Origin of the sequence: Mycobacterium sp. PSTR-4-N, assembly GCF_022348085.1 — a bacterium.
In the GTDB taxonomy this organism is placed as follows: domain Bacteria; phylum Actinomycetota; class Actinomycetes; order Mycobacteriales; family Mycobacteriaceae; genus Mycobacterium.
Window position 1 is genome coordinate 24167 of record NZ_JAKRFN010000001.1, and the last position, 22808, is coordinate 46974.

43 protein-coding genes are annotated in these 22808 nt (G+C 66.9%); all 43 read right to left on the bottom strand.

Features of this window, described 5'->3' with window-relative positions; all coding sequences use genetic code 11:
• Position 1: 1 nt before the first annotated feature.
• The 43 genes from MHN84_RS00155 to MHN84_RS00365 all read right to left on the bottom strand — a co-directional run bounded on the left by MHN84_RS00155 (position 2) and on the right by MHN84_RS00365 (position 22743).
• A complete protein-coding gene (locus MHN84_RS00155; protein ID WP_241202615.1) occupies positions 2 to 637 on the bottom strand; it encodes a glycosyltransferase family 2 protein in 636 nt (211 codons plus the stop codon).
• Positions 634 to 915 carry a HigA family addiction module antitoxin gene (locus tag MHN84_RS00160; protein WP_241202616.1) on the bottom strand — a complete coding sequence of 94 codons (282 nt, stop codon included), beginning with the start codon at positions 913 to 915 and terminating at the stop codon, positions 634 to 636. Before MHN84_RS00160 ends, MHN84_RS00155 begins: the two co-directional genes overlap by 4 nt.
• Positions 912 to 1622 (bottom strand): glycosyltransferase family 2 protein, encoded by a 711-nt coding sequence (locus MHN84_RS00165; RefSeq protein WP_241202617.1) that lies wholly within the window; start codon positions 1620 to 1622, stop codon positions 912 to 914. The genes MHN84_RS00160 and MHN84_RS00165 overlap by 4 nt, the downstream gene beginning before the upstream one ends.
• Positions 1619 to 2458: a hypothetical protein gene (locus tag MHN84_RS00170; protein ID WP_241202618.1), complete on the bottom strand. Its 840-nt coding sequence runs from the start codon at positions 2456 to 2458 to the stop codon at positions 1619 to 1621. Before MHN84_RS00170 ends, MHN84_RS00165 begins: the two co-directional genes overlap by 4 nt.
• The gene (locus tag MHN84_RS00175; protein ID WP_241202619.1) at positions 2451 to 3017 is read right to left on the bottom strand and encodes a TylF/MycF family methyltransferase; all 567 of its coding nucleotides are present in this window, start codon (positions 3015 to 3017) and stop codon (positions 2451 to 2453) included. The genes MHN84_RS00170 and MHN84_RS00175 overlap by 8 nt, the downstream gene beginning before the upstream one ends.
• Before the next feature lie 44 nt (positions 3018 to 3061).
• Positions 3062 to 3466 (bottom strand): hypothetical protein, encoded by a 405-nt coding sequence (locus tag MHN84_RS00180; protein ID WP_241202620.1) that lies wholly within the window; start codon positions 3464 to 3466, stop codon positions 3062 to 3064.
• Positions 3459 to 4232 (bottom strand): hypothetical protein, encoded by a 774-nt coding sequence (locus MHN84_RS00185; protein WP_241202621.1) that lies wholly within the window; start codon positions 4230 to 4232, stop codon positions 3459 to 3461. Before MHN84_RS00185 ends, MHN84_RS00180 begins: the two co-directional genes overlap by 8 nt.
• Positions 4229 to 4444, bottom strand: a complete 216-nt coding sequence (locus tag MHN84_RS00190; protein WP_241202622.1) for a hypothetical protein — start codon at positions 4442 to 4444, stop codon at positions 4229 to 4231. The genes MHN84_RS00185 and MHN84_RS00190 overlap by 4 nt, the downstream gene beginning before the upstream one ends.
• Positions 4441 to 5922 (bottom strand): hypothetical protein, encoded by a 1482-nt coding sequence (locus tag MHN84_RS00195; RefSeq protein ID WP_241202623.1) that lies wholly within the window; start codon positions 5920 to 5922, stop codon positions 4441 to 4443. Before MHN84_RS00195 ends, MHN84_RS00190 begins: the two co-directional genes overlap by 4 nt.
• Positions 5915 to 6319, bottom strand: a complete 405-nt coding sequence (locus MHN84_RS00200) for a hypothetical protein (protein ID WP_241202624.1) — start codon at positions 6317 to 6319, stop codon at positions 5915 to 5917. Before MHN84_RS00200 ends, MHN84_RS00195 begins: the two co-directional genes overlap by 8 nt.
• Complete coding sequence (locus tag MHN84_RS00205; protein WP_241202625.1) at positions 6307 to 6732, bottom strand: hypothetical protein; 426 nt, start codon at positions 6730 to 6732, stop codon at positions 6307 to 6309. The genes MHN84_RS00200 and MHN84_RS00205 overlap by 13 nt, the downstream gene beginning before the upstream one ends.
• Entirely contained in the window at positions 6729 to 7226 is a 498-nt protein-coding gene (locus MHN84_RS00210; RefSeq protein WP_241202626.1) for a hypothetical protein, read from the bottom strand. The genes MHN84_RS00205 and MHN84_RS00210 overlap by 4 nt, the downstream gene beginning before the upstream one ends.
• Positions 7223 to 7564, bottom strand: a complete 342-nt coding sequence (locus tag MHN84_RS00215; RefSeq protein ID WP_241202627.1) for a hypothetical protein — start codon at positions 7562 to 7564, stop codon at positions 7223 to 7225. Before MHN84_RS00215 ends, MHN84_RS00210 begins: the two co-directional genes overlap by 4 nt.
• Positions 7561 to 7935, bottom strand: coding sequence for a hypothetical protein (locus MHN84_RS00220; RefSeq protein ID WP_241202628.1), 375 nt, complete (start codon positions 7933 to 7935; stop codon positions 7561 to 7563). The genes MHN84_RS00215 and MHN84_RS00220 overlap by 4 nt, the downstream gene beginning before the upstream one ends.
• Positions 7932 to 8447, bottom strand: coding sequence for a hypothetical protein (locus MHN84_RS00225; protein ID WP_241202629.1), 516 nt, complete (start codon positions 8445 to 8447; stop codon positions 7932 to 7934). The genes MHN84_RS00220 and MHN84_RS00225 overlap by 4 nt, the downstream gene beginning before the upstream one ends.
• Entirely contained in the window at positions 8444 to 9244 is an 801-nt protein-coding gene (locus MHN84_RS00230; RefSeq protein WP_241202630.1) for a hypothetical protein, read from the bottom strand. The genes MHN84_RS00225 and MHN84_RS00230 overlap by 4 nt, the downstream gene beginning before the upstream one ends.
• A gap of 28 nt (positions 9245 to 9272) precedes the next feature.
• Positions 9273 to 9902, bottom strand: a complete 630-nt coding sequence (locus MHN84_RS00235; protein ID WP_241202631.1) for an exonuclease domain-containing protein — start codon at positions 9900 to 9902, stop codon at positions 9273 to 9275.
• Positions 9895 to 10536, bottom strand: a complete 642-nt coding sequence (locus MHN84_RS00240; RefSeq protein WP_241202632.1) for a 3'-5' exoribonuclease domain-containing protein — start codon at positions 10534 to 10536, stop codon at positions 9895 to 9897. Before MHN84_RS00240 ends, MHN84_RS00235 begins: the two co-directional genes overlap by 8 nt.
• Positions 10533 to 10868, bottom strand: a complete 336-nt coding sequence (locus MHN84_RS00245) for a DUF4326 domain-containing protein (RefSeq protein WP_241202633.1) — start codon at positions 10866 to 10868, stop codon at positions 10533 to 10535. Before MHN84_RS00245 ends, MHN84_RS00240 begins: the two co-directional genes overlap by 4 nt.
• 94 nt (positions 10869 to 10962) lie before the next feature.
• Positions 10963 to 11169: a hypothetical protein gene (locus MHN84_RS00250; protein ID WP_241202634.1), complete on the bottom strand. Its 207-nt coding sequence runs from the start codon at positions 11167 to 11169 to the stop codon at positions 10963 to 10965.
• Positions 11166 to 11528: a hypothetical protein gene (locus MHN84_RS00255; protein WP_241202635.1), complete on the bottom strand. Its 363-nt coding sequence runs from the start codon at positions 11526 to 11528 to the stop codon at positions 11166 to 11168. Before MHN84_RS00255 ends, MHN84_RS00250 begins: the two co-directional genes overlap by 4 nt.
• Positions 11528 to 12145, bottom strand: coding sequence for a hypothetical protein (locus tag MHN84_RS00260; RefSeq protein WP_241202636.1), 618 nt, complete (start codon positions 12143 to 12145; stop codon positions 11528 to 11530). The genes MHN84_RS00255 and MHN84_RS00260 overlap by 1 nt, the downstream gene beginning before the upstream one ends.
• A complete protein-coding gene (locus MHN84_RS00265) occupies positions 12142 to 12441 on the bottom strand; it encodes a helix-turn-helix domain-containing protein (RefSeq protein WP_241202637.1) in 300 nt (99 codons plus the stop codon). Before MHN84_RS00265 ends, MHN84_RS00260 begins: the two co-directional genes overlap by 4 nt.
• Positions 12434 to 12712, bottom strand: a complete 279-nt coding sequence (locus tag MHN84_RS00270; RefSeq protein WP_241202638.1) for a hypothetical protein — start codon at positions 12710 to 12712, stop codon at positions 12434 to 12436. Before MHN84_RS00270 ends, MHN84_RS00265 begins: the two co-directional genes overlap by 8 nt.
• Positions 12709 to 13017, bottom strand: a complete 309-nt coding sequence (locus tag MHN84_RS00275) for a hypothetical protein (protein ID WP_241202639.1) — start codon at positions 13015 to 13017, stop codon at positions 12709 to 12711. Before MHN84_RS00275 ends, MHN84_RS00270 begins: the two co-directional genes overlap by 4 nt.
• Positions 13014 to 13520: a hypothetical protein gene (locus MHN84_RS00280; RefSeq protein ID WP_241202640.1), complete on the bottom strand. Its 507-nt coding sequence runs from the start codon at positions 13518 to 13520 to the stop codon at positions 13014 to 13016. The genes MHN84_RS00275 and MHN84_RS00280 overlap by 4 nt, the downstream gene beginning before the upstream one ends.
• A 130-nt stretch (positions 13521 to 13650) precedes the next feature.
• Positions 13651 to 13938, bottom strand: a complete 288-nt coding sequence (locus MHN84_RS00285; RefSeq protein ID WP_241202641.1) for a hypothetical protein — start codon at positions 13936 to 13938, stop codon at positions 13651 to 13653.
• A 67-nt stretch (positions 13939 to 14005) separates the two neighbouring features.
• A complete protein-coding gene (locus MHN84_RS00290; RefSeq protein ID WP_241202642.1) occupies positions 14006 to 14887 on the bottom strand; it encodes a DUF2303 family protein in 882 nt (293 codons plus the stop codon).
• A gap of 29 nt (positions 14888 to 14916) precedes the next feature.
• A complete protein-coding gene (locus MHN84_RS00295) occupies positions 14917 to 15216 on the bottom strand; it encodes a hypothetical protein (RefSeq protein ID WP_241202643.1) in 300 nt (99 codons plus the stop codon).
• Positions 15216 to 15581 carry a hypothetical protein gene (locus tag MHN84_RS00300; protein ID WP_241202644.1) on the bottom strand — a complete coding sequence of 122 codons (366 nt, stop codon included), beginning with the start codon at positions 15579 to 15581 and terminating at the stop codon, positions 15216 to 15218. The genes MHN84_RS00295 and MHN84_RS00300 overlap by 1 nt, the downstream gene beginning before the upstream one ends.
• 22 nt (positions 15582 to 15603) lie before the next feature.
• Positions 15604 to 16599, bottom strand: coding sequence for a hypothetical protein (locus MHN84_RS00305; protein WP_241202645.1), 996 nt, complete (start codon positions 16597 to 16599; stop codon positions 15604 to 15606).
• On the bottom strand, positions 16596 to 17108 hold the full coding sequence (locus tag MHN84_RS00310; protein WP_241202646.1) for a hypothetical protein: 513 nt from the start codon (positions 17106 to 17108) through the stop codon (positions 16596 to 16598). The genes MHN84_RS00305 and MHN84_RS00310 overlap by 4 nt, the downstream gene beginning before the upstream one ends.
• Positions 17105 to 17332: a hypothetical protein gene (locus MHN84_RS00315; RefSeq protein ID WP_241202647.1), complete on the bottom strand. Its 228-nt coding sequence runs from the start codon at positions 17330 to 17332 to the stop codon at positions 17105 to 17107. The genes MHN84_RS00310 and MHN84_RS00315 overlap by 4 nt, the downstream gene beginning before the upstream one ends.
• The gene (locus MHN84_RS00320) at positions 17329 to 17757 is read right to left on the bottom strand and encodes a hypothetical protein (RefSeq protein ID WP_241202648.1); all 429 of its coding nucleotides are present in this window, start codon (positions 17755 to 17757) and stop codon (positions 17329 to 17331) included. The genes MHN84_RS00315 and MHN84_RS00320 overlap by 4 nt, the downstream gene beginning before the upstream one ends.
• The gene (locus MHN84_RS00325; protein WP_241202649.1) at positions 17754 to 18977 is read right to left on the bottom strand and encodes a recombinase RecT; all 1224 of its coding nucleotides are present in this window, start codon (positions 18975 to 18977) and stop codon (positions 17754 to 17756) included. The genes MHN84_RS00320 and MHN84_RS00325 overlap by 4 nt, the downstream gene beginning before the upstream one ends.
• A 17-nt stretch (positions 18978 to 18994) precedes the next feature.
• The gene (locus tag MHN84_RS00330; protein ID WP_241202650.1) at positions 18995 to 20065 is read right to left on the bottom strand and encodes a YqaJ viral recombinase family protein; all 1071 of its coding nucleotides are present in this window, start codon (positions 20063 to 20065) and stop codon (positions 18995 to 18997) included.
• Positions 20062 to 20454: a hypothetical protein gene (locus MHN84_RS00335; RefSeq protein WP_241202651.1), complete on the bottom strand. Its 393-nt coding sequence runs from the start codon at positions 20452 to 20454 to the stop codon at positions 20062 to 20064. The genes MHN84_RS00330 and MHN84_RS00335 overlap by 4 nt, the downstream gene beginning before the upstream one ends.
• Positions 20451 to 20783, bottom strand: a complete 333-nt coding sequence (locus tag MHN84_RS00340) for a hypothetical protein (protein ID WP_241202652.1) — start codon at positions 20781 to 20783, stop codon at positions 20451 to 20453. Before MHN84_RS00340 ends, MHN84_RS00335 begins: the two co-directional genes overlap by 4 nt.
• Positions 20780 to 21367: a hypothetical protein gene (locus MHN84_RS00345; RefSeq protein WP_241202653.1), complete on the bottom strand. Its 588-nt coding sequence runs from the start codon at positions 21365 to 21367 to the stop codon at positions 20780 to 20782. Before MHN84_RS00345 ends, MHN84_RS00340 begins: the two co-directional genes overlap by 4 nt.
• A complete protein-coding gene (locus tag MHN84_RS00350) occupies positions 21364 to 21579 on the bottom strand; it encodes a hypothetical protein (RefSeq protein WP_241202654.1) in 216 nt (71 codons plus the stop codon). Before MHN84_RS00350 ends, MHN84_RS00345 begins: the two co-directional genes overlap by 4 nt.
• Positions 21576 to 22187 carry a WhiB family transcriptional regulator gene (locus MHN84_RS00355; RefSeq protein WP_241202655.1) on the bottom strand — a complete coding sequence of 204 codons (612 nt, stop codon included), beginning with the start codon at positions 22185 to 22187 and terminating at the stop codon, positions 21576 to 21578. The genes MHN84_RS00350 and MHN84_RS00355 overlap by 4 nt, the downstream gene beginning before the upstream one ends.
• Positions 22184 to 22492, bottom strand: a complete 309-nt coding sequence (locus MHN84_RS00360; RefSeq protein WP_241202656.1) for a hypothetical protein — start codon at positions 22490 to 22492, stop codon at positions 22184 to 22186. Before MHN84_RS00360 ends, MHN84_RS00355 begins: the two co-directional genes overlap by 4 nt.
• Entirely contained in the window at positions 22489 to 22743 is a 255-nt protein-coding gene (locus MHN84_RS00365; RefSeq protein WP_241202657.1) for a hypothetical protein, read from the bottom strand. The genes MHN84_RS00360 and MHN84_RS00365 overlap by 4 nt, the downstream gene beginning before the upstream one ends.
• Positions 22744 to 22808 lie beyond the last annotated feature (65 nt).

Genomic DNA, 22808 nt, shown 5'->3' on the forward strand with positions numbered 1-22808 from the left:
TTCAGAGGGCTGCGGTGTGCGCGGTCCAGATCGCGCGGGTGCCGTGGACCCACGCTTTCCGCGGCTTGTGGCGGGTGAGTCGGTCGTACCGAACGGTGGTGACGGGTTCGGTGTCGGCGTGGTCGACGAGGCTGGGCACGGTGTAGGCGATGGGGTGGCCGTGGCGGCGGGCCCAGCGGGTGATCGCGTAGTCGGGTGCGTAGCCGGGCTGCAGCTCGAGCGTGTCGAGTAGGTCGGTGCGGATGGCGACGGCGACGGCGTGGAGCAGGCTGTCGGCGGTGAGCCAGCTGGTGGCGACGTCGACGCCGTCGAGGGCTTTCCGGATGCGGGGCTGCCAGAGCGGCGGGTATCCGGTGCCGAGGTAGAGGCTGACGATGGGTGCGGGTGCGACGGCGAGGGCGGCGGCGAGTTGGTCGCGGAACCCGGGGGCTGGTTGGGCGTCGTCTTCGAGGGTGACTGCCCAGTCGTGGCAGGGGCCGGCGTCGGTGTGCCAGTCCCAGACGCGGCGGTGGTTGCCTTCGCATCCGAGGGTGCCGTCGTCGATGCTGACGCCGAGGGCGCGGGTGTCGTCGGCGAGCTGGACGGCGGCTCGGCGGCGGGCTTCGTGCGCGACGATCGCGATCCGGACGCTGGTCACTGCGCCCGCTTCCCGAGCGCGACGTCGAGGTCGTATCGGGCCTGAGCAGTGAGCCAGAACATGGCATCGACGCCGAGCGCCGCGCCGAGGACGAGCGCCGTCTGGGCGGTGATGCGTTTCTTGCCGGTGCAGATCTCGTTTACCGCTTGGACTGGTCGGTCGATGATCTCGGCGAATTGCTTCTGGGTCCAGCCGCGAGCGTCGATCTCCTGCTGCAGGATTCGTCCAGGGTGGACCGTCCAGTCGGGGTCGAACGGGACCGGGGCGCTGGCGGTCATGCTGCGCCGGCTGTGAGTTCGCGAATCTGCGCGGGTGTGGTGGCGCGTTGGTAGCGGCGCCAGCGGGCGCGGTTCGCGTCGGTGGCGGCACGGTCGGCGTCGGTGATGTGGTCGCCGGGGCCGTGGCCGGGCAGATGGTAGAGGTGGTGAGCGGGGCCGTCGACCCACCGGGTTGGGCCGGCGGCGATCTCGAAGGCGCGGTGCATGGCGTTGTCGTCGTACCAGTTGCCTTCGAAGCGTTCGTCCCACTGTCCGACGGCGTTGAGGGTGGCGCGGGACAGGACGTTGATCGCGCCGATGCTCTTGCCGTTGTCCATGGTGTGGAGCGGGATGCAGTCGCCGGGGTGCCGCCGTTGGGCGCGGACTTCTTCGGAGTCGCGCTGGCTGAGGTATCGGTACTGGGTGAATGGGACCACCAGGCCGGGAGCAGCGGCGGCCTGGTGGACGGCTTCGCGGACCTGCGGGTAGCAGACCAGCATGTCGGACTCTGCGAAGACGAGGACGTCCGCCGCGGGTACGTGCTCGGCGCCGAGGTTGTAGGCGGCGTGGCGGTTGAATTGTGCGTCGCCGTCGCGTCGGTCGCTGCAGATCAGAACGTCGTCGGCGCCGTAGTCGCGCCAGTGGTCCAGCACGCATTCGATGTTGGCCTGGCGCAGCGGGTCTCGTCCGCGATCGCGGAACGGGATGATGACGGCGACGCTGGTCATGCGTCGAGGTACTTGCGGGCGATGTCGCCGTACAGCTTGCGGTATTCGGCGAGCTGGCCGTCGGTCATGGCCTTCTCTTGCGGGCCGAACGTCAGGTGTGCTGCCACGAATCCCTCGTGGATCTGTCGGGGCAGCATGTTGACCGCGCCTTCGTCGCCGACTCTGTTGCGGGGGGTGAAGTTGCGGCCGGCGATGTGGGGCGGGGAGGGCTTCCCGATGCGTCGGCTGATCTCGTAGCCCATGCGCCAGTCGAAGCCGATGAGGTTGATGGACAGCCATTCGTCGGTCGGGGTCAGCGTGGGTCGGGCGCCGGTGATGTCGTGCCAGTTGTCGAAGAACCAGCGGTGGCACATGTCGGCGTAGTCGACGGACAGGTGGACGTCGAGCAGCGGCAGGTTGAGCGTTTCGAAGGCGAACCACAGGTCGGGTTCGGTTTCGGTGCAGGCACCGTTGTTGATGACCTTGGCCGAGATGACGGCGTCGCGATTCGACGCGATGGCGTCGATAAACGACGCGAAGGCGCCGGTCTCGATGAAAACGACGTCGTCGTCGAGCTTCACGAAGAGGTGGTTGCGGTACTGCTTGGCGGTGTAGTGCTGCCACACGTCGTTGAAGTGACGCCAGGGCTGTCGGCCGTCCCAGAAGTGGTCGAAGACCGTGATGCGGTCCCCGCTGATGCTCCGGATGTACTGGTGGTCCTCGATGGTGCGGGAGAGGTCCCAGATGTGGAGTTCGGTGTCGGGGTGTTCGGCGAGGATGCGCTGCAGGTATGGCAGCTGTATCTCCATGTTGGGGCGGCGGCCGGCGAACATGAAAAGCGTTGTGGTGTCAGGCAATTTGGATGCTCCATTGCTGGTGGCCGTGGCCGACGACGCGCCACGTGATGCCGGTGTGGTCAGCGAACTCGCGCCATGCGCGTTGTTCGTGTGTGCCCGGGCGGGCGCCGTCGAAGCCGTGCCATTCGTCGAACACGATGAAGCAGCCGCGGCCGATGTGGTCGAGCACGGTCTTGGTGGCCGAGTACAGGTCGCAGTCGATGTGGACCAGGCCGATGCGGTCGACTTCGCGGAAGTCGGCGGCGGGGAGGGTGTCTTCGTACCAGCCGATGACGTAGTCGGCGTTGTCGATCGCTGGCGGGTGCTGCTGGGCGAATGCGCCTGCCTGGTAGCCGTGGCGCCAGTCTTCGGGGAGGCCTTGGAAGCTGTCGAACCCGATGACGGGCATGTGGGCGGCGATCAGCCTAGTTGATTGGCCGGCGCCTACGCCGAACTCAAGCGCGGTCCCGTTGGGGCCGAGGCTGAGGACGTGCTTGAGGAGTGCGTAGTGCTCGCCGTCGCCGGGAATGTAGGGGCCGAGGTCGTAGGCGCAGAAACCGCTGCACCCGGGTCTGGGCACAGCGGTAGATGGGACTAGCGTACTACTTAGCACTGACATCGTCGTCATTTCTCCTTTCGGGTGCGTCGTTGGTGGAGTTTCCGCTGGTAGGCGATGACGGAGGCGACGGAGTATTCGGGTGCGCCGTCGGGTCCGCAGCGTTGCTCGATGTGGCCGAGGCGGGCCCAGTTGTAGAGGTCTTTTCGGGGCCGGTTGATGACGATCGCGAGGTCTGCGGCGGTCATCCATTCCTCGGGGTCGAGGGGTCGCTGGCTGGGCGTGGTCCAGGTGACGCCGTATTCGGACCAGCGCCAGTCGAGGCGGTGGAGCTCTCCGGCGATGTCGTCGATGCGGCCCTGGCTGGCTTCGAAGGCGAGGGACCGGTACGAGAGGGCGACGCGTTTCGCGCGGTCTTCGCGGCTGTCTCCGGGCCATGGCCATGGTTTGACGCGGTGGCGGCGTTCACCCACGGGCGCGCCTCCCGTTCCGGCGGGCTGCGGTGGCGGGCCTGCGCGGGTCGGTGCGGACATCTGCGCGGTGGCGCTGCGGTGGGCCGTGCTGGACGTCGACTGCCCACGCGGTAAAGTCGTAGCCGGGCCGAGGCGGAACCGGGAAGCCGGGCGCGGTGAACTGCGGCCAGAGCTGGTGTACCTCGAGTTCCAGCGGGTTGAGGATGCGGTAGTGCGGATACTGGAACACTCGGGGAAACTGCAGCGCGGGCCGCAGAACCTGCAGTTCGTAGTGCCAGTTGTGTTGCCCGAAGGTGATATTGACGCCTGACCAGAGGCACTGTGGCGGGTGCTTGGGTCGCGGTCCGAGCAGTTCGGCCATGCTGTTCGCGGCTTCGTTGAACTGCCGGCCGAGTTGAGCGAAGGAATCGGCAATTTCCTCGAAGAACTGCGCCCATCGCTGGCGCATCTGCTCCATGTGGCGGGCGACGTCGTCGACGTTGATACTGACGAACACCACGCCGGTGCGGGTAACACGCTTCGCGTCGGGGTCGACGACTGTCGATCCCTTACAGATAATTGGCGAATCGTCCTGTGCCGCAATATATTCCGGTTCATAGCGTCCCATTGCGTACATCTGGGCCACGTGCTGCGTGAGGGGTAGCCCGTGCCACTCCCTGCCACAGTTCGGGCAGGGCTTCTGGTTGATGTTGTGGTCGTACCCGGATCGTTCCTGCTGCAGTTGGCCGTCGACGAGCTCGTTGATGCGGTCGATGATGTCGCTCACTCGGCGTGTCCTTTCAGGCACGGTGTGCAGACGTAGGCGAGGCCGTAGCCGGGCACTTCGTACGCCCGGGCTTCCGTAGATCCGCACAGTGTGCAGGGCTGGCGCTCTTGGGTTTCGATGTGCCCGCAGTCGAGGCACCGCCGGAAGTCGAGCGTGGTGGTGGGCAGCCGGGTCCAGCCGCTCATCTGGTGCTCGTCGGCGAGGGTGCTCACGCGCATTCGCCGCGGTGGATGAGGTTGCAGTCGGGACATGGCGGTGTGCCGATGCGCAACTGGTCGACGATCGTCTCGTCGACGTCGGTGAGCGTTGATCGGGAGCTCTGCGTCACCTTCGGCCGGTTTGGGTCGGGCTCGGGCCGCTTCTTCACCTTCGGTTTGACGTAGGGCGCTGTCCGTTTCCACGCCCAGTTGTCCTCTGTCTCTTGGCGTTTCTCGGCGGTGGCTTTGTCGGTGGCGATCTTGCGGTCGGCCGGCTTGAGGTGCCCGTCGAGGTGCGGCTTCACCGCGCCGAGGATGAGCTGGACGGCTTCCGCGTCCTTGAACCGTTCGTCGGATTCGAGGTCCGCGACGAGCTTCGCGATGCCGTCGAGCCGTGTGTACGCCTCTGCGAGCAGGTATTTCGACAGGGTCCGGGTGCGTTCGTCGTCGGCGAGCATGCCGGACAGCAGGCGGTATTCGCCGTCGGTCCACGACGACGGGCCCCACTTGCCGGAGGACTTGGTGCAGTGGTCGTTGTCGCAGGTGACCACGGTGGAGCCGTCGTCGCGGCCGACGGGGCTGCCGCAGTTCGGGCACGGCATCGCGTACTGGTGGCGGATCCGGGTGTGGCCGAGGTGCTGCCGGATCAATTGGTGGGTACGGGTGAGGCGGAACATCACGTCGAGGCCCGACATGGTGACGTCTTGGCGGGCCTGGTAGCGGCCGTCTTCGGACCAGCCGCAGCACTCGTTGCATGCCCCGGCGGCGACGAACGCGGCCTGCAGAGTGTCGATCGCTTCCCGGATTTCGCGGTGGTCGTGGATCTCGCGGGCGATGTTCAGCATGCGTTTCGCCGTGCTGATCGTCTCGGCGTGCTCGTCGCAGCGTTTCGGCTGCGCCCAGATCTGCACGTCATGCGCGGGGATGGCGGCGAGGACATCGAGGTGCTGGTTCACCACCGCGGCGTACGCGTTGAGCCGTTCCGCTTCGGTGGGGTGGGTGGCTTCCCAGGAGCGGGCGGCGAGCGCGCCGTCCTCGAGCGCGAGCTGGTTGACGCCGAGCCGTTCGATGAGGTTCTCGTCGTCGAGGTGGATCTGGGCGGCGAGGTGGCGGGAGCCGTCGCGTGTGGCGATGTTGAGCCGAGACGAGATGAGGTCGGCGGCGTAGCCGGTCCATTCGACGATCTCGGTCATGAGCCGGTCGGAGGCGGCGTCGATGGGGATGCGGGGTGCCGGGGTCGAGTGGACGCCTCCGGCCTGTTTGGCGCGCTGCTCGCCGATGGTGACGCGGAGCATGGCGTAATCGCGTACGAGGCGGCTCGTGGCCGCGCTGTGGTGCGCTGTGCAGCCGTCGCAGAGGGTGTCGGCGTGTTCGGTGTAGGCGGGGTGCCGTTCGCCGTCCTGGACGATGCTGGCGCGGCAGGACGCGCCCGCGATGCAGCGGTGCGCCGGCTGCTCGTCGGGGCGGGCGTCGCTGGTGGATCGCTCAAACACGGGTGGTGCCTTCCTCGTCGTCGTCGCCGAATGTGCGCCGTGCTACCCACCGGATTCGGTTGGCTGGCACGTCTTGCATGACCCGTAGCTCGGGGTAGTCGTCGTTGCGGCGGTCAGTCTCGAGACCCTGGATGTCGACCTCGTAGAGATCCCAGACGGGTGCCTCGCAGGTGAATCCGCCGCCGTAGAGGGCTTCGCCGGACAGCCACCATGCCTGCGCGGGTGTAGGACTGACGGAGATCCATGGGTTGCGGTGGTCTTCGTCAATCCCGTTGACGCACGGTTCGGCTCCGATGCGGAGGCCTTCTCGTTGAATCGCGTCGCGTCGCGTCGTCGGCGACCAGTGGTAGGCGATGTCGTAGTCGCGCTCGTAGTCGGACAGCATCAGTCGGGCCACCTCCCCACGTAGATTTCCGGTCCTGTGTTGTCCCACCAGCGGGCTTCGAACAGCTCCCAGGTCAGCTGCTGGTCGTCTTCGCGGTAGTCGAGGTGGAAGAAGATCCGCGGCGGGGTGTCGTTGTCTGGCTGCGCGCACGTCGGGCGGTCGCAGTGGGCGCCGGTGATGCATTCGATGCAGACGCAGAGGCAGGGATCGGGGTGTCGGATCGTGACGGTGGCCCACGCGCGGCCGTCGAACAGCGGCTTATCGGCGGCGACGATTTTCGCGACCGCGTCCCTGCGGACGAGGATCAGGTGCGCATGGCCGGCGCCGCCGTGGTGAAACTGGCGGTGTTCGATGACGCCCCAGTCACATTCGGGTTCGTTGTCTCCGTTTCGCCGCACTTCGATGCGGGTGTCGACGGCGGTCACCGGCCGATGCTCCGGCGGTACTGCAGGGTGAGGTCAGCGTCGACGAGGACGTCGCGGGCGATCTCGGTGATCGGGGTGAGTCGGGCTTCGTACATGCGGCAGGTCGGGCATCCGGCCGGGCCGTCTTCGTGCTGGTCGCCGCAGAGCTGGCGGGCCTTGCGATACCAGGCCGACGTCGAGCCGCCAACGATCGGCGGAAGGAACGGATTCGGCATGACGAGCAGGTGTTGCAGGTACTCGGACATCTGCCGGCGTTCGATCTTGCGGCGGGAGACCTGCGACCAGACGCCGGACCACCGGAACTGGGTGCCGGGCTGGCCGGGGATACCCGGGAGGTCGATGACGACGCTGAGTTCGGTGTGGGGGCCGTACAGCAGGTAGTCGTCGGGGTGCATGTCGCTGGTGGCTGAGTCGTAGACGGGGGTTTCCCATTCGCCTCGGACGTAGAGCCGGATGCGTTGCTCGCGGCGGCCGGCGGGCAGTGCGGCGGTCATGAGAGCACACCGCCAACGTTGGACCGCTCGAGGTGGCAGTCGAAGTCCTCGCGGTTCAGCACGGCCGCGCGGTGCCATTCCACCGCGATGTGGGCGGCGAGCGCCCGCGCCATGGCGGCGTCGTGCTCGGTGCTGAATGGGCCGTGGTGGCGTCCAGTGGAGCGGGACACGATGTGCCACGGCCCCGGATCATCGGAGCCCGCCGGGGTGGTGGCGGGCTGCTCGCTGATCGCGTCGACGAGGTGAAGAACAGCCTGGCTCAGATCCTTCACGCGGCCGAAGTCACCGCCACCGCCTCGTCGAGCGAGGCGTTGCGCTTCCGCGAGGTGATCGGTCATCGGTGGTCCTCTCGGTGTTGTTCGGCGCACGGCGAGCCGAGCGTGTGGTGGGCGAGGCAGAGATGGCAGAGCGGAGCGCCAATCAATCCACCGCGCGCGTAGGCGGGGCGCATGACGGTCCACGGGTTCAGGTCGAGGTCGCACATGGTTTGCGCCCAGAGCGGTGTCATGGGGCAGTTCCAGCGGTGGTGTGGGTCGCAGGGGCAGTCGCACCACCGCGGTCCGACGGTGGCGAGCCAGAAGGCCCGGACGGTGTCTGTCATGCAGTCGAAGGGGATGCCGCCGAGCAGCTGCGTCCACATGTGATCCCAGGCTTCGGCGGTCGCGAGGATTTCAGCCGGGACTGGAATGGCGGGCTCGGTGGTCGTCATTGCGCGGCTTCGATCCGGGCGTCGTGGAACTGGCGTCGCCGGAGCGGTTTGTGGGTGATGGGGATGACGCAGGGCTGGCCGGGGCCGGCGTGGCACCAGGGGCATTTGACGCGGGATGCGGGGTTGATGCCGCGCCGTTCGAACGTCGTTGTCGTCGCGGGGACGCCTTTGCGTTCAGCGAGGGCGACGACGTCTTCGGCGGCCTTGGCGGCGAGGCCTTCCATGCGGCGATCGCGGACGGCGGCGGGTTCCCTCATGCGTTCGTCTTGGCGGATGGCGCGGGCGGCTTGGGCGATGTCGGCGGGGAGCGGCCGGTATCCGTTGCCGCGTTCGGCGTACACGGCGTCGACGCCTCGGATGAGCTGTTCGGCGGTGAGTCCGAAGCGGGCGAAGGTCTTGGCCCACGCGCGGGCGACGTCCTCGGAGAGCTGCGGCAGGTATTGGTCGTAGGTGGTGCACGCCTGGTAGACGGCGGCGGCGATCTGGGGGTAGTTCAGGCCGGCTGTGGTCATCGTTCGATCTCCACGACGTGGGGTTGGTCTGCGAGTGCTGCGAACACGGCGCCGTTGGCGGCTTTCTTGCGGTCGAACGCGCTGGGTGCCGGGTGCCCGTTGGCGGCGGGCGCTGCGCGGGTCTTGATGACCTCGGAGCACAGGGAGGCGAGGATCGTTCGGCCGATGCCGATGTTGGGTTTGTGTTCCCAGAGTCGGAGGGCTGCGGCGACGATCTCGGGGTCGGTTTCGGTGTTGACAAGCTCGCTGGCTTGGTGCCGGAGGCTGGTGAGTGTCGCGGCGGGGTGGGTCTGGGTGATGTTGGCGCGGACGAGGTCTGCTCCGGGTGTCGCTGATGCGGCGGCGGTCGGTTCGGGTTCGGCGCTGTGTGGTTCCGTACGTACTGGGGTACGTGTTGCCCCTGTTCCCCTGTTCCCCTGTTCCCCTGTTCCAGGCGCGACATTTCGCGAGGGCTCGCGAGGATTCGCGACAGACTCGCGAATCGACGACGATTTGTAGTCCATCGTGCCGTCTGGCCTGGGCAAACGTCCGGACTGCGGTTTATCGACCCGTTGGATGTCTTCCCAGAACGAGACGTAGAGCAGCGACGTGCCCGCGGCTTCGTACCGCCAGATCAATCCGGCGTCGGCGAGCTCGCAGAGGGCTTCGGACACCCTCGCGAGGGTTCGCGAGGGCTCTCGAATGGCGTCGCGCTGGAACAGATCTCCGATGATCAGCTCGACGTCGTCCTTGCCGACGCCGTTGTCATCGACGTACGACTCGAGGCCTTTCAGCACCAGCCGGGCGTCCCACGACACCGATGCGATCCGCTTGGAACGCCAGAACTCAGGCTTCGTTGACCGAATCCGCACCGGTGGTCGCCTCCGTTCCTTGCGCTGCGACGTGGATGTGCTGCGAGACGTGGATGTGGTTGGTGTGGGCCATGACGGTGTCCCACTGGGCCATGCACCAGGCGACGTCGCCCATCGCGGTGTGGCGGGCGTAGTCGTCGGGGTCGACGCCGAGCGCGAGTGAGAGCGCGTTCGAGTTGTACGGCGGTGCGGGAAGTTCGCCGCGGGCGGCGAGGTATCCCTTGGCGAGGCTGGCGATGTCGTCGGGGTGGTAGTGCCAGGCCGGTTCGATGTTGTTGCGGCGCAGGATCTGCGCGAGGCGGGGGTCGTCGAAGACGGGGTTGCAGGCCACCATGTGCGCGCCGCGGGTGACCATGTGGATCATGACGGCTGCGGCCTGGTCGTCAAGGGCGTCGGACGACCGGTAGCGGGCCGCGTAGTCCTCGTAGAACGCGGGCGCGATCGCGTGGAACTCGCTGGCCCACGGTTCCGGTTCGTGGCGGATGAAGAATTCGGTGCGATCGGTGTTCCCGTTCGCGAAGCGGCGCACTGCGGCGAACTCCCAGACGGGTGCGTTCGGGTCCAGGCCGAGGGCCTCGGTATCGAGGAAGACGATGTCACTCATCACGTGCACCCACTTCCGGCTTAAGTGCCTCACGGGCCGCGCGGAGTACTTCCATGTCCCAGCGGGCGTCGGCGAGCGCGTGGTGTTCGTCTCCGGACTGCTTCGGCATGATGAACGTCTTCGGGTTGAGAGGTTCGATCAGCTGCATGAGGTCGTGGGTGAACTTCGGCATCAGGTCGGGGAGGTCGATCATGCGGCCGAACAACTGGGCGAGCACGACGTGGTCGTATGCGCCGTAGTAGGCCCACAGTTCGGGCAGATCTTCCGACCAGTACCAAGGTTGGCCGTCTTTCTCGCCGGCCGGGGTGATTCCACCCAGAATGAACTCGAGAACTTCGTTGCGAATTACCCACTTCGGCTTCACCAGAGTTGACCGCATGTCGAGTGAGCCGTCGTGCGTGACGACGTCGCGGATGTTTCCGGCAGAGCCGGCGAGTCCGGTCTTGAGTCCGCGGACGGGCAGGTGCCGCCAGACGTTGTTGATGAGCCAGTCGTTCTTGTGGATGCGGTCGACGGGCATGTCGCTGTTGACGGCGTAGTACTCGCGGCCGTCTTCGCAGACGATGCCGATCGAGATCAGTTCGATGGTGTGGCCGTCTTCGAGGAATTCGGTGTCGTAGCAGTACACGGTCATGCGGGGGCCTTTCCGTTGGCGAGTTCGAGTAGGACGTCGGCGTGGCAGGGCTGGTCGAGCGGGCACCAGCAGGCGAAGTCGCGGCCGGACAGGGCGTCGAGCTCGGCCCATCGCTGGTCGTCGTACTCGTAAGCGCCCATGGGTCCGATATGCAGTTCGAAGAGATCAACGGCGTGCTGGGCGGCGCGGCGGTAGTTGTCGGCTTGTGCTTCGGCCCGGCCCAGGATGGGCCGCACGGGGATGGTGTTGATGGGCTCCCAGATTCGTCCGTCTGCGGTGCGGACTTGGTAGTGGCGTGGACCGGCCCAGCGTGGGTGGTTAGGTTCGGGCACGACCCGGAATGGGTTGCCCCACTTGCTTGGTCGTCCGACGTAGATGGCACCGAATGGGATTCCGGGGACTGCTCGACGTGTGCGTTGCACTCGTTCAGGCATGGGGTGCCGCCTTCGTGCCGGTGCGTTTGTCGTCGACCTCGGCGAGTCGGTCACGGACGGCGGTGATCGCGAGGTCGATGGCGTCGATCTTGCGGGCGCGGGGTGCGGTCTTGATGTCGGGGAATTGCTTGCACCGGCCGATGAATTGGCCTGTCTTGTTGGTGGTGGCGTAGAAGTCGCAGCGGTCGAGGGTGATCATTCGGTGTCGCCTTCCAGTGCGGCGAGGATGGCGTTCATCTCGGCGTCGGTGGGCTCGGAGGCGGCTGACCAGTAAACGGAGTAGGTGTCGCGTGGCCGATGGCAGGTCACGACACCGGCGCGTTGGAGCGCGCGCAGTGAGTTGTATATCCGCTGTTTCCAGCAGTGACCGGGGCATGTTGCTCGGCCTCGGTTCATTGGCGAATTGAGGTAGGTGCACTGCCCGCCGTCGTGCACGCAGAAGCTTGGGTGCGCCAGCGCGACGACTTGGTCGGTGGTGATCGGTGTAGGGCGGTCGCGCAGCGTGGCGACGATCTGGTCGCGCAGCGCGGTTGTCACCGCGGTCGGTCGGCGACCCATCAGCGCACCGCCTGTTCAATCGTGGTGCGGCGCCAGGTGCGGCCGGTTCCGGGTGCGGAGACGTGGCGGATGGCCAGCACTTCGTCCTGGTGGACGACGGCGGCATGAACGCGGTCGGGGCGGTCCGGGGTGATTCCGCAGCTGTAGCCGGAGACGTAGACGGCGTACCAGTCGTGAGCGGGGTCGCCGCCGGGGGCGAATTGCAGGCCAGGTGTCGGCACCCATCCGCCGCACTCGCATCCCGGGACGCTGCAGAGCTCGCCGCGGCGGCCTTCGGTGACGGTGTCGCGGTCTGCGTAGTGGTCGAGGCGTCCGGCGACCATGGGGCAGGCGTGGGAGACGTAGACGGCGCATTCCGGGTGCAGCGGTGGTTCGTCGAAGGTCAGGGAGCCGACTTGGCGGGGGCCTCCGAGGAAAACGATCGGCGCGGGGATGGTCTTGGAGCAGACCTGGCAGCGGGATTCGGTCATGCAGCGTTGGACGCGGGACTCGTGCTGGGCTCGGAAGTCGACGCCGCCGTCGGCGAGTTGAACGTTGGCCCATGGGATGACGAGTCCACCGGCGGTGGGGCGGCTTTCACAGGTGGCCGGGATCGGCGGCCGAATGGTGTCGCTCATGCTGTCACCGCCGCGTCAGCGATGAGTCGGGCGTGGATGCACTGGATGTCGTGGCGTAGACGCTCGGGCGGCGCGGTCATCCGCTGTTCGGCGTGCAGGATCGTGACGTGGGTGCGGTGGAACGCGCGCGCGACTGCGGGCCGGGTGAGCCGGGTGAGCCTGCGGCACAGGAACATGGCGACCTGGCGCTGCTCGGCGAGGGGTTGATGGCGGTCGTGGGCGAGTAGTTGGTCGACGGGGCGGCCGTAGTAGTCGGCGACCGCGGCGATGATCTCTGCGCACCGGAATTCACGCATGGGCAGTCACCGCCTTGGGGAATTCGGCGGCGGCCTCGCTGTGGCGGCCAGGGCCGGTCTGGTCGAGCACGAGGGGCTCGTACGGCCGCACCCAGTGTGTGTGGCGGCCGCCGGTGTGGCGAGACAGGACGTGCCGCTCGGCCCACTGTTGCGCCGACTCTTCGGTGCCGGCGGTGTAGGCGTCGCACACCTCGCATTGCGCGTACACCCAGCCGGGCGCGACACCGGGGGCGGCGTAGTCGAAGCTGACTAGCTCGTCGACGAGGCTCATGCGAAGTGCCCTCGTTTCGCGCGGGTGGCGATCTTCTGGTCGTCGGTGGTGACCTTCGGCGCGTGATGTGCTTGGTTCGCGATCTGATGCCTCAGCGCGATCTCGGCGAGCACCTTCGACGCGAGCACCACGGCGCCGTCGCCGAAGCGGTGCGTGACTAGGCCGCGGGCGGAATCGTCGCCTCGGTCGTACAACCACCGGTAGGTGTTGACTGAGTCCGGTTCGCTACCAACGTCTGTGACACGGGTGATGGCAATGTCGCCGATACCGTCGCCGTTCAACGCCAGCTTCACGTACAGGCTCACGCGGTCACCGCCTTGCGGCTCCCCGCGCGGCTGTTATGCGAGCGGATGTTTTCGACGAGAGAGATCAGCAAGGGTGTCGGGTCGTAACCCGGTGACATCCAAGGGAAAGGGTCGTCGTCACCGCGGGTCAGCCGTATCCAGTCGACCTGTTCCTGCAGATCTAGCACAAGGCGCGCTCGCTCCGCCTTGATGCGGAGGTACGGCAGCACTGCGGAGATGATGGGGGTAGCCCGGGTACCTGCACGCTGCCAATGGAATTGCATTCGATGGTGCGCGAGTGACCGGCTCGGACGGTGGCAGCTGACGTTCCCGCCGAACACGCGGGCAGCGAGATCGTGGGGTGCTCTGTCGCTGCCGGTGATGCCGAGCTGAGCGCCGAAGTACAGTCGCCCAGCATGAGTCGATTGGGTCGCGGTGACGTAGCCGTCAGCGTCGATGACACCGGCGAGGTAGGCCAGTTCGGTGGGGCTGGCTGAGATTCCGCAATCAGTGGTGGCGCTCATGGCTGCGCTGCTTTCTGGTGTGTGGTGTGGCATTCGTTGCACCGGGGTCGGCCTGCGGAGTGGGGCGCGGTTCTGCAGTCGATGCAGAGGCCGGCGCGGTAGGCGGCGTGGCGTTCTGCGGTGCTGCCGGTCATATCGCTGGACCGCAGATGACCATGCGGGAGCCGTCTTCGTCGAAGATCTGGAAGTTGTGCCAGCGGGCTTCGACGCCGCGGGTGTCGATGGTGAGGGTTTCGCCGCCGAGGACGGGTGAGTGGATGGTCCAGATGTGGCGGGGGCGCGTTTTCAGCAGGCGGTGCCACGGCGAGCCGTGGGTGCCTCGACGGAGGCGGATGCCCCAGTACATGAGGATGGCGCGGTGTGGGATTTGGTTGCGCCAGATCGTGACGACAGGCTCGCGGCCGGTGTACCTACGCATCGTGGTTCTCCTGGTGGGGCGGCTGCGGCGCGCACGAGGGGCACGCGCCGCAGCCAGGTCTCGACGGTCAGGGCTGGGCGTAGACGGGTTTCCCGATGGCCGCGGTGATGTCGGCGGTGAGTTCTGCCCAGGCGACGCGGACTGTCTCTCGGGTGGGGAACAGTTTCACGGCGAGCTTGAGGTGGCCTTCGGTGATGTTCAGCCGGAAGTAGGCGTTGACGTCGTAGAGCTTGGTGTGGCCGTCCCATGGGGTGATTGAGAGCTTGATGTGTTGTGGCACTTCGAGTTCGCGGCCGACGGCGCCTGCGCGGGCGTTGACCTCTTTCTTGTAGGCGACCTTGAGTCCGCCGCGGGCGCGGTCGATGCTGGATTCGAAGTCGCCGCCGGTGGAGCCGCGGACGGAGTCGATGATCTCGAGTAGGTCGGCCTGGTCGGGGGCGACGATGGTGTGTCGGAGGTCTTCGACGATGTCGCCGAACTGTTCCTGGCCGAAGTACTTGCCGGAGATTTCGTGCCAGCGCACCCAGTCGGGGTGGGCGGGCAGTTTCAGTTCGAGGCGGTCGTCGCGCCAGCCCGCGAGGCGGTCGTCCTTGGCGAGTTCCGCGGAGTTGGGTCCGCCTTCGTGGTCGTTGTAGATGGCGACGATGCTGCCGCGGGATGCGTTGCCCCACAGCGTTCCTGTCTCTTCCGAGAGTGGTCGCCGGTTCAGTTCGTGGAGGAACGATGCGAGTTCGGTGACTGTGCGTGTGCCTTCGACGCGGTGTGGATTGGTGCGCTGGTCGGGGTCATTGAGTTCCTTGACCTGCAGGCCGTGTTCGTCGGTGACGGCGATCGCGTAGCGGCGGTGCGCGAGCCCGGTGTCGACGACGTCGGCGGGGTGTGGGGTGTTGTCTACGGAGACGAAGCCTTGTTCGGCGGGGAGGGTGATGCTGGTGTCGGTGCTGGCCATGACGTGGGATGCCTTTCGGGTGATGTGGGTCAGAAGGGTGGGAGTTCGGTGGCGGCGGGTTGGGCTTCGGATGCGGTGACGCTGGCCCATTCGCTGTAGCTGCGGGTCAGGGTTCGTTGCATCACCTCGACTTCGGCGGCGATCTCGGGGGCGCCCAGTGCCTCGTATCGCCCGCGGAGCTGGTCGGCCAGTTCAACAGCGGACTTCCGTGAGGCGCCGACCTGGTTCTCGACGGGTTCCTCGGCGCTGACGTTGTTACCCCACCCGGTGGCCCAGCCGCGGTCACCGACCTTGACCGCGTACTGGGTGACCGCTGTCGTCGGTGCCATCAGTCGCGGCCGGCGGCGGCCGACTTGCCGTCGGAGGCTTCGGCGGGGGTGTCGTCGTACAGCGACCGCTGGTTCGGGTCGTTCTTGTAGAGGCCGCCGTGGGTGTCGGAGAACCACATCGACGAGCGCGGCTCGGTCGGGATCTTGGCGTCGACCTTGTCCTTGATCTTGTAGGCGCCGGGGATCTTCGCGATCGGCTCGACGGTGAGGGTCACGGTGACGGAGGCGGCCTTGCCGGTCTGCTCGGCGGCGATCACCGCCTGCTTCAATGCCTCGGTAGCTTCGTCGTGCGCGAGACCGTTCTTGTGCTGGATCAGCACCGACGCGAACTCACGCGCCTCTTCTTTCTTCATGCTGTCGGACAAAGGGATTCCTTCCATCGGTGGGTTATGCGGGCAACTCGTGGAGTCGCTGGGCTTCGTGCCAGAGGTCGCGGAGGATCTCTTTGCACATGAGGCGCATGGCGCGGGCGTGTTGGTGGCCGAGGGAGAGTGGTGTGCCGGCCGCGGCTGGTGTGCCGGACGGTCCGCACCGTTGACACGGCGCGGCGTGGGTGGCGTCGGCGTATTTCGCGCGGGCGGTGTCGTAGACGCTCCGGTACGGGGATGCGGCTGATCGGACGCAGGATTCGGCGATCAGCCAGACTCGGGTGCGGGCGAGCGTGTTCCAGTTGGAGCGTTGGCCGCGGCGATGTTTCGGCGCCATCCGGGCACCAGGTGCGGTCTCGATCGTGTGGAACCCGCAGTAGGCCCAGAGCTCGGACACGGTGCGGGGTCGTTCGTGGAGGTCGTTCCAGTACGGGTCACGGATCGAGGCGAGTAGACGCGCTGCCTGCTTCTCCCCTACGCCGTGGGTGTTCTTCACCCAGGCGCCGAGCGGGTGCACCCGGATGGCGCGCTGCAGGCAGAGAACGGCCTGGTGCTCCGACGCCTCGAGGTGTTCGACGAGTGAAGCGAGTCGCTTCACTTCGCCTGAATGAAGCGATAATCCGTGTCCGTGTGGCCCGGCGTCGGTGAGCTGCCGGAGCCGGTTCTGGTTCGCGATTCGCACGGTCTCGAGGTCGTCCAGGACGTCGGCGAACAACCCGAGCACGGGGTCCGCGAGAAGTGGGCCCGCCGCCGGGCACTCTTTGGGTATCGGGTCAACGATGGGCGGCGGGGAGCTTGGGCCAGTCGGCGTAGACGGGTTGGGTGGCGATTCAGCTTTGGCCGACTGGTACCCCGCCGACGGGACAGCTGTGGGTGGCGATTCAGCTTTGGCCGACTGGTACCCCGCCGACGGGACAGCTGTGGGTGTCGCTTCTTCTCTGGTCGGCGGGTGCCCGGCGGAATCCTCCTGGGTGTCGTGAACCTCCTGGCCGGGCAGGTCTGTGGTGATCGTCATGACGCGGTTCTCCACTGCTTCTGCTTGGGGAGTTCACGGACGGTCGTGACTTGGTGTTGCGTCATGAGTTTCAGGAGTTGGCGCAGGTTGGACATCTGTTCTTCGATGCGGCCGATCTGGGTGTCGCGTTCCTTGACGCAGTAGCGGAGGTCGTCGGCGGTGCAGTCACCGAGGGGCTTCTGGTGGCCGCCGCCGACGTGCATGCTGGCGGCGAGCATCTCGGCCCACCAGGTGCGGCGCTGCTCGAGCTTGGGTGACGGCACCGGTCGGGGCCGCGGTCGCGTGGCCGGATCCGGTTTCGGGGTGGGCTTCGGCTTCGCGCGCTCGCCGAGCTGGTGGCGGTGCTGATTGATGCTCGTGCGGCACGCGCCGATCAGCAGGTGCGCGTAGAAGGTGCGGACGTCGGCGGCCGGCGTGGCTTGCGCGACGTAGAGGGCGAGTTCCTCGGGGCCGGCGTCGGGGTGCGCGAGGATCTGGGCCTTGATGAGGGCTTTCAGGTTGTGGTTCATACGTGGTGGCTCGCCATCAGGTTGCGAATTTCGACGACGCCGATGACGTGTTTGCCTTCGCAGAACTGCCACAGGTCGCGCACGAACGCTTCGTGGTCGGTGATGCGCTGGGTGGCCTTGTCGGCGGCGGCGAGGATCGCGGCGACGCCCGACTTGGCGGGCAGGCAGGGGTACTCCCCCATCGGCTCCGCGTCGTCGTCGGTGAGCGGGTTGCGGACGGTCACTGATCGTCTCCCCTGGCGGCGCGGGTGAGTTCGGCGTTCAAGCGGTCCTCGGCTGCTTTCAGCGCGAGCCGTGCTGCTTCGACGCGGAGCTGGGCCGAGCGCGGCGTCTCGGGTTTCGGGTCGACGGCGGTGTAGGTGGCGGCGAAGATGTCGGCCTTGCAGGGGTAAAACTCGCCGGCTATGCCGCGGATCACCCAGTCGCCGGGGGCAACTCGCATGTCGCCTTCGAGGGTTTCGATGACGACGTGGACGTCGTGGAGTCCACCGGTGCCGCCGCGGACGTAGGTCTTGCCGCCGTTGTCCCACACCCATTGGTGGAGCGCGGCGCGGCGGACGACGGACTGGTAGTCGGTTTCGTCGTCGCGGGGCCACTGCATGGCCTCGACCTCGACGGGCTTCTTCCGGAAGCGTTGCGGCGCGCTCACTGGTCGCCCGCCTTGGCGTTCTCGGCGGCGATGACTGCGGCGTTGACGATGTCGCGGACGCGGTCGTTGAGGACGGTGAGTTCGGACCACTTGAACAGTTGGTCTGAGACCTTCCCGACTTCCCCGTCAGCGAGATCGGCGACCGCGTTGATGCCGGTGTCTTTGCAGATACTGCGGAAGACCAGTGCTTGGTCCTCTTCGCTGAGTGGGGGCTGCACCTCGGCGATCAGCTTGGATAGGCGTTCTTCCAATGCTTTTCGCTTGGGTGACAGCTTCCGTTCCGTCTTCTCCGGATCGGGGGTCGGCGATGGCGGCGGGGTGCCGTTTGCCGCAGTACCTTGTCCGCCCTGATCTGCGGCCAGGCCATCGCCGACCGGTTCCGGGTCGACCTCGGCGTTGATCACTTCATGCTTCTGCTGCGCTGCCTGCGCCCGGCCGCGGAGACCGTCGATTCCGGATCCGCCACGCCGTGTCTGCGGCTCTTGGGTGGCGCCGTCGGGATCGATCACGGTCGGCTGATCTGTTCCCTCGAGGATGAGTCCCGAGAAGTCGTCGGGGAACGCGCGCCGGTAGGCCAACGCTTCGGCGCACTTGCCGATCTGGCCGGACGGCATCTTCGACCACATCGAGTTCGGTTCCTCGCCGACCTTTCGGCGCTGCTGGCCGGAGCCCTCATAGATGGCGTTGGTCTGCACGTACTCGCTGAATTTCGCGATGCCCGTGTGAGGTTCGCCGTTGCGGAACACGATGTACTTCGCGGCGGCCGGCGGCTCGTCGGAGGTCCACACCTCGCGCCACTGGCCGTCTTCCCCGCACCAGTACGGGCCGTCGAAAGAGAGCTGGTCGCCGAGCGCGTCAGCGATGTTGCGGGCATGCTTCCGGTAGCCGTCGATGCCGATTTGGATGGTGTACTTCGTGACCCACTTCTCGACCTTGGTTCGGCCGCCGGACGGCTGCTCCACCCATTCGGTGAGCTTGGTGTTCCGGCCGATCATGTAGATCTGTTTCCGGAATGGGTCGAGACCTGTTGTGCGGCAGTAGTGGAAGAACAGGTCGACGTCGGCCTGGGTGGCGTCTTCGACTCCGATCGCGCGGAGGATGGCGAGCTGGTTGTCGTCCCAGCGTTGCTGCCCGGGCCGGATCGTCGCGAGGCTTTGTCCGCCGTCGTTCACTGCGTCCAGGAGGGTGGACTGCTGCTCGGCGGTCGTGGTCTCGGTCATGGTGTTGCCTTTCGGGTTCATGCTGTTGCCTTCTGGACTGCGACGGCGGGATGGGTGCGGGCCAGGTTGAGTGCGACACCGCCGCGGGCGTGCGGTGATCGGGTCGCGACCTTGATGCCGTTGAACTCGGCGTATTGGGCGTCGCCCATGGCGTCGAGTAGCTGTGCTTTCAGGCCGCGGAGGCGCTTCTCTGCGTCCTTGTGGTCGGCGCTGGCGTTGTGCACCGCGATCGCCAGATCGGGGTCGACTTCGGCGGTGCTGCCGTCGATGTCGGGATGCAGTTCGCGGACACACTCGTAGGTGGCCACGCTGTCATCAAGCTCGGGTGTTGCACCGTGCCGGACGCCGTCCCAGAACGCAGCGCATTCGGTGGTGATCCATTCGCCGACGATCGGATCGAACGGCACCGTATAGACGCGGTCCTGGTAGTACGGGCCGATCGCGCACAGGTGGCCGTCGTACTTCGTGAGGCCGGTGAACACCATCTGCGCGGTGACCTGCGCGGTGTAGTCCTCGGGAAGGTCACCGGTGAGGTCATCGCCCCACTGCTCGATGTCGGACAGGGTGAGTGCGCGTTTCAGCTCAACGACGCGTTGCGCCCGTCCGCGGTTCGCGCGCCGGTCCAAGGTGACGACGACGGGGAATCCGTACCGGTTGGGGTCGATGATGAACTGGATCTCGCCGGCCGACAGGCGCCAGCCCGCGTTTTTCCGCCGCCACCTGGCCGCCGCGTAGGACTCGAGGTCGTGGCCGACGTCGAACGCGTCCTGCGGCGGTTCCTCGGCGACCTGACCGGTCATGCGGTGGAACAGCCGGTACTGCGACTCCCACCGCGACAGCCGCAGGATGGCAGCGACTTTCGACGGGGAGATGACCGCACGGTGTTCGGGTGTGCCGGGTGCAATCCAGCCTTTCTGGCCGCGCCGCCACACACCGGGGATGTACGGGGTGTCACCGAGCCCGACGTCGGCACGACAAGCCGCGCACAGCGTGGCGGCAGCGGTCGGCATCCACAGCGCGGCCTCGCCGACCTGCTGGCGGTCGCAGGCGGGCGTGCAGATATCGCACTGCGGCAGCGTCGCGGTCACTGGTCGTCTCCGAGTAGAACGTCGTCGGGGTGTCCGGCCGGGGGCGGCGATGCTGGATCCAGGTCAGCACCGACGCTCTCCCCGGCCGGACCGGCGCCCGCAGTCCCGTGGGCGGGCGACGTTGTGGCGATGCAGCGGACCCAGAGGGTGCCGTTGCGGTATGCGGCTTGGAAGCCGCGGCGCAGCGCCGCTGGCGCGGTGGCCTGGCCGCGGTTGATGTCGTAGGCGCGGGACTTCCGCGTCCGCTCAGCGATGTCGTCGGACCACGGGTAGCGGGCCCAGCGGCCCGGCTGCGCGCGGAGCGCGTCGGCGAACGCCGCAATATCAGCGGACGGAGTCGGCGACCGGCCGGGCAGCTCGTCGACGAACTCGACGTCGAGCGCGGTCATGATGCGATCCGTTCTGCGATCCACGCGTCGGCTTCGGATGAGCGGAGTTGGAACAGGTCGGCGAGGTCGGGGTGCTCGGCCATCATCAGGCGCGCGTAGTACGCCCGATAGTTGTTGTTCAGCTTGAACTCTGGGTCGTTCGTGGTGATCGCGATCTCCCAGCGGGTGCGCTCGAAGAGGGCGCTGATACCGACCTTGTGGCGGCCGGTGCGGGTGATCCATTCGCGGGCGAGGCGGATGAGGACGATGTAGACCTTGGGGTTGTCGCGGTGGAACTGTTCGAACGCGTCCGCGATCGTCTTGTCGAACGGGAGACAGGGCTGTGTCATGAGGTTTCTCCGCATCCGGCGTCGCCGAACTCGGTCCAGGGGATGAATCGGTCGACCATGACGGCTTCGCCGCGCGCGTACGCGTCGAGCTGGGCGTAGGTCTCGATATCCCAGACGTCCTTGGCTGCCTTGCGGCACCAGAAACCCCATGTCCGGACGCGGCGGCCGGTCACAATGAGCGTCCAGCACGGCTGTTCGACCCAGTGATCTGACCAGCCAGTGGGGTCGTCGGATGGGCGGTAAGGCGTGACGTAGTGGCCCAACAGTTGCACCCGGTGCCGCCACTCTGCGGGCCGGTAAGCGATCGACCCGGCGCGGCGGCGATTAGTGCCGGCGTTGGTCACTTCGTCGTACTGGCCGCGAAGCATCAGCGACACGAACCACCAGGGGTGGTCGTGGAGGGCGCGGTCATCGTCGCTGCGGCAGAACTTGTGCACGTACACGTTGAGCAGCGGGTTCCGCGGAATGACATACCAGCGCAATAGGTACGGGTCGTCAGCGCCGCCGATGATCTGGTGGGGTTCGCCGGTGAACAGGCGACGGAACCACTCGCCGAGGGTCGGGTATCCGGACGTGGCGCTCATTCGGTGATCCCTGCGTCGCGGAGGAACTCGGGGTGCTTGGCGAGCCAGCCGCGCGGGTCGTCGAGAAGCTCGTCGACGTCGGGGTTACCGGTGAGGGTGACGCGGGCCGGCGCGGCAGCCTGCAGGGGGAATAGGCGGCGCAGCGCGGCGGCAAGTAGGTAGCCGCTGCCGTAGGCGAGGGCCTTGATCGCGTCGGTCAGCAGAGCGGTCATGCTGCCTTCTCGACTTTCTTGCGGGCGTTGTGAGCCTTGATCCGGCATCGCGGTGTGCAGTACTGGGCGCGGCGGGTCGGCGACTCGAATGGCGCAGCGCACCATGCGCATTCGTGTTGATGCTTGCCACGCGGAAGCTGCGTCACGGCAGCATCACCGAGCCGGGACATCTTGGCGATGGTCCGGCAGTCGCCGCCGCAGTACTTCGTGCGACCTGAGCCCTTGAGCAGCATTCCGCACTGCACGCAGAACCGTTGAACACTAATTCCACTGCGGCGCTTGTAATCCCGCTGGTAGCGGGCGTAGCCGGTGCGGCAGACCTGACAGGTGCATCCGCGTTTGTAGCCGCGGAACCCGTGTCCGTCAGCGCGGGTGTAGTCAGCGGGGTTGTACTCGGCCGGGGGTGCGGTCTGGCCGAGCTGCATGCGGCGGCGTTCCTTTGGGCTGGTCCCGCCCCAGATGCCGAACTTCTCGTTGTGCAGCAGCGCGTGGTCGAGGCACTGCTGTTGGACGGGGCAAGTGCCGCAGATCCGCTTGGCGGCCATCGCGGACCCGCCCCTTTCCGCGAAGAACTTGGTGGGGTCTGCCGCGCAGGGGACGGTCATCATCCTTCGACCTCGTCCTTGAGGGGGAACGCGAGCGAGACGGCGGCGAGCTCGGCGTCTATGCGGGCGTTGGCGTCGCGCCAGGTTTCGAGGACGTGGTCGATCGCGTAGAGGAAGGTCAGGACTGAGGCGACAGCGAGGACACCGAGCGCGGTGAACACGATGCCGAGCAGAGCGAGGTACAGCGGTATCGGCATGGTGGTGACGAGTTCGGGGTTGTCCCCGAGGATGTTCCAGCCGCCAGGGCCGGTGATGCCGGAGAAGATCAGCAGGGGCGCGGTCCACCAGTGCTGCCAGTCGGGGGTCATCGTGCGACCGCCCGGGCTGCGGTGCGGGCGAACATGGCGGCGAGCTCGTGGGCGCCGTCACTGTCGCGGGTGTGGCCGCCGGTGGTGGGTCCGCCGAATGGATCGAACAGGCAGACGTACCAGGCGTCTTCGTTGTGGGGTTGCGGCGCCGGCATCGCAACGGCGACGGTGTCGCCGTTGACGACGTACGAAGTGCACTCGCCTTGAGTCCCGGTGGTGAAGAGTTCTTCACCTATGCTTGGTGCTGACATCGGAATTCCTCCCTGAGTTGTGTTTTCCGGTGTTGATGGCCCGCCAGGGATTCCGCCCCTGCGCG

Coding starts and splice junctions, on each gene's coding strand:
- MHN84_RS00340 (WP_241202652.1), bottom strand. CDS start 20,783: ATGACACAGCCCTGTCTCCCGTTCGACAAGACGATCGCGGACGCGTTC.
- MHN84_RS00250 (WP_241202634.1), bottom strand. CDS start 11,169: ATGATCACCCTCGACCGCTGCGACTTCTACGCCACCACCAACAAGACA.
- MHN84_RS00305 (WP_241202645.1), bottom strand. CDS start 16,599: ATGACGATCACCACAGACCTGCCCGGCCAGGAGGTTCACGACACCCAG.
- MHN84_RS00285 (WP_241202641.1), bottom strand. CDS start 13,938: ATGCGTAGGTACACCGGCCGCGAGCCTGTCGTCACGATCTGGCGCAAC.
- MHN84_RS00235 (WP_241202631.1), bottom strand. CDS start 9,902: ATGAGTGACATCGTCTTCCTCGATACCGAGGCCCTCGGCCTGGACCCG.
- MHN84_RS00265 (WP_241202637.1), bottom strand. CDS start 12,441: ATGCGTGAATTCCGGTGCGCAGAGATCATCGCCGCGGTCGCCGACTAC.
- MHN84_RS00290 (WP_241202642.1), bottom strand. CDS start 14,887: ATGGCCAGCACCGACACCAGCATCACCCTCCCCGCCGAACAAGGCTTC.
- MHN84_RS00360 (WP_241202656.1), bottom strand. CDS start 22,492: ATGACCCCCGACTGGCAGCACTGGTGGACCGCGCCCCTGCTGATCTTC.
- MHN84_RS00165 (WP_241202617.1), bottom strand. CDS start 1,622: ATGACCAGCGTCGCCGTCATCATCCCGTTCCGCGATCGCGGACGAGAC.
- MHN84_RS00355 (WP_241202655.1), bottom strand. CDS start 22,187: ATGATGACCGTCCCCTGCGCGGCAGACCCCACCAAGTTCTTCGCGGAA.
- MHN84_RS00160 (WP_241202616.1), bottom strand. CDS start 915: ATGACCGCCAGCGCCCCGGTCCCGTTCGACCCCGACTGGACGGTCCAC.
- MHN84_RS00225 (WP_241202629.1), bottom strand. CDS start 8,447: ATGACCACAGCCGGCCTGAACTACCCCCAGATCGCCGCCGCCGTCTAC.
- MHN84_RS00365 (WP_241202657.1), bottom strand. CDS start 22,743: ATGTCAGCACCAAGCATAGGTGAAGAACTCTTCACCACCGGGACTCAA.
- MHN84_RS00260 (WP_241202636.1), bottom strand. CDS start 12,145: ATGAGCGACACCATTCGGCCGCCGATCCCGGCCACCTGTGAAAGCCGC.
- MHN84_RS00345 (WP_241202653.1), bottom strand. CDS start 21,367: ATGAGCGCCACGTCCGGATACCCGACCCTCGGCGAGTGGTTCCGTCGC.
- MHN84_RS00335 (WP_241202651.1), bottom strand. CDS start 20,454: ATGACCGCGCTCGACGTCGAGTTCGTCGACGAGCTGCCCGGCCGGTCG.
- MHN84_RS00210 (WP_241202626.1), bottom strand. CDS start 7,226: ATGACCGCCGCACTGCCCGCCGGCCGCCGCGAGCAACGCATCCGGCTC.
- MHN84_RS00295 (WP_241202643.1), bottom strand. CDS start 15,216: ATGGCACCGACGACAGCGGTCACCCAGTACGCGGTCAAGGTCGGTGAC.
- MHN84_RS00350 (WP_241202654.1), bottom strand. CDS start 21,579: ATGACCGCTCTGCTGACCGACGCGATCAAGGCCCTCGCCTACGGCAGC.
- MHN84_RS00240 (WP_241202632.1), bottom strand. CDS start 10,536: ATGACCGTGTACTGCTACGACACCGAATTCCTCGAAGACGGCCACACC.
- MHN84_RS00280 (WP_241202640.1), bottom strand. CDS start 13,520: ATGAGCGCCACCACTGATTGCGGAATCTCAGCCAGCCCCACCGAACTG.
- MHN84_RS00325 (WP_241202649.1), bottom strand. CDS start 18,977: ATGACCGAGACCACGACCGCCGAGCAGCAGTCCACCCTCCTGGACGCA.
- MHN84_RS00215 (WP_241202627.1), bottom strand. CDS start 7,564: ATGACCGATCACCTCGCGGAAGCGCAACGCCTCGCTCGACGAGGCGGT.
- MHN84_RS00270 (WP_241202638.1), bottom strand. CDS start 12,712: ATGAGCCTCGTCGACGAGCTAGTCAGCTTCGACTACGCCGCCCCCGGT.
- MHN84_RS00220 (WP_241202628.1), bottom strand. CDS start 7,935: ATGACGACCACCGAGCCCGCCATTCCAGTCCCGGCTGAAATCCTCGCG.
- MHN84_RS00255 (WP_241202635.1), bottom strand. CDS start 11,528: ATGGGTCGCCGACCGACCGCGGTGACAACCGCGCTGCGCGACCAGATC.
- MHN84_RS00310 (WP_241202646.1), bottom strand. CDS start 17,108: ATGAACCACAACCTGAAAGCCCTCATCAAGGCCCAGATCCTCGCGCAC.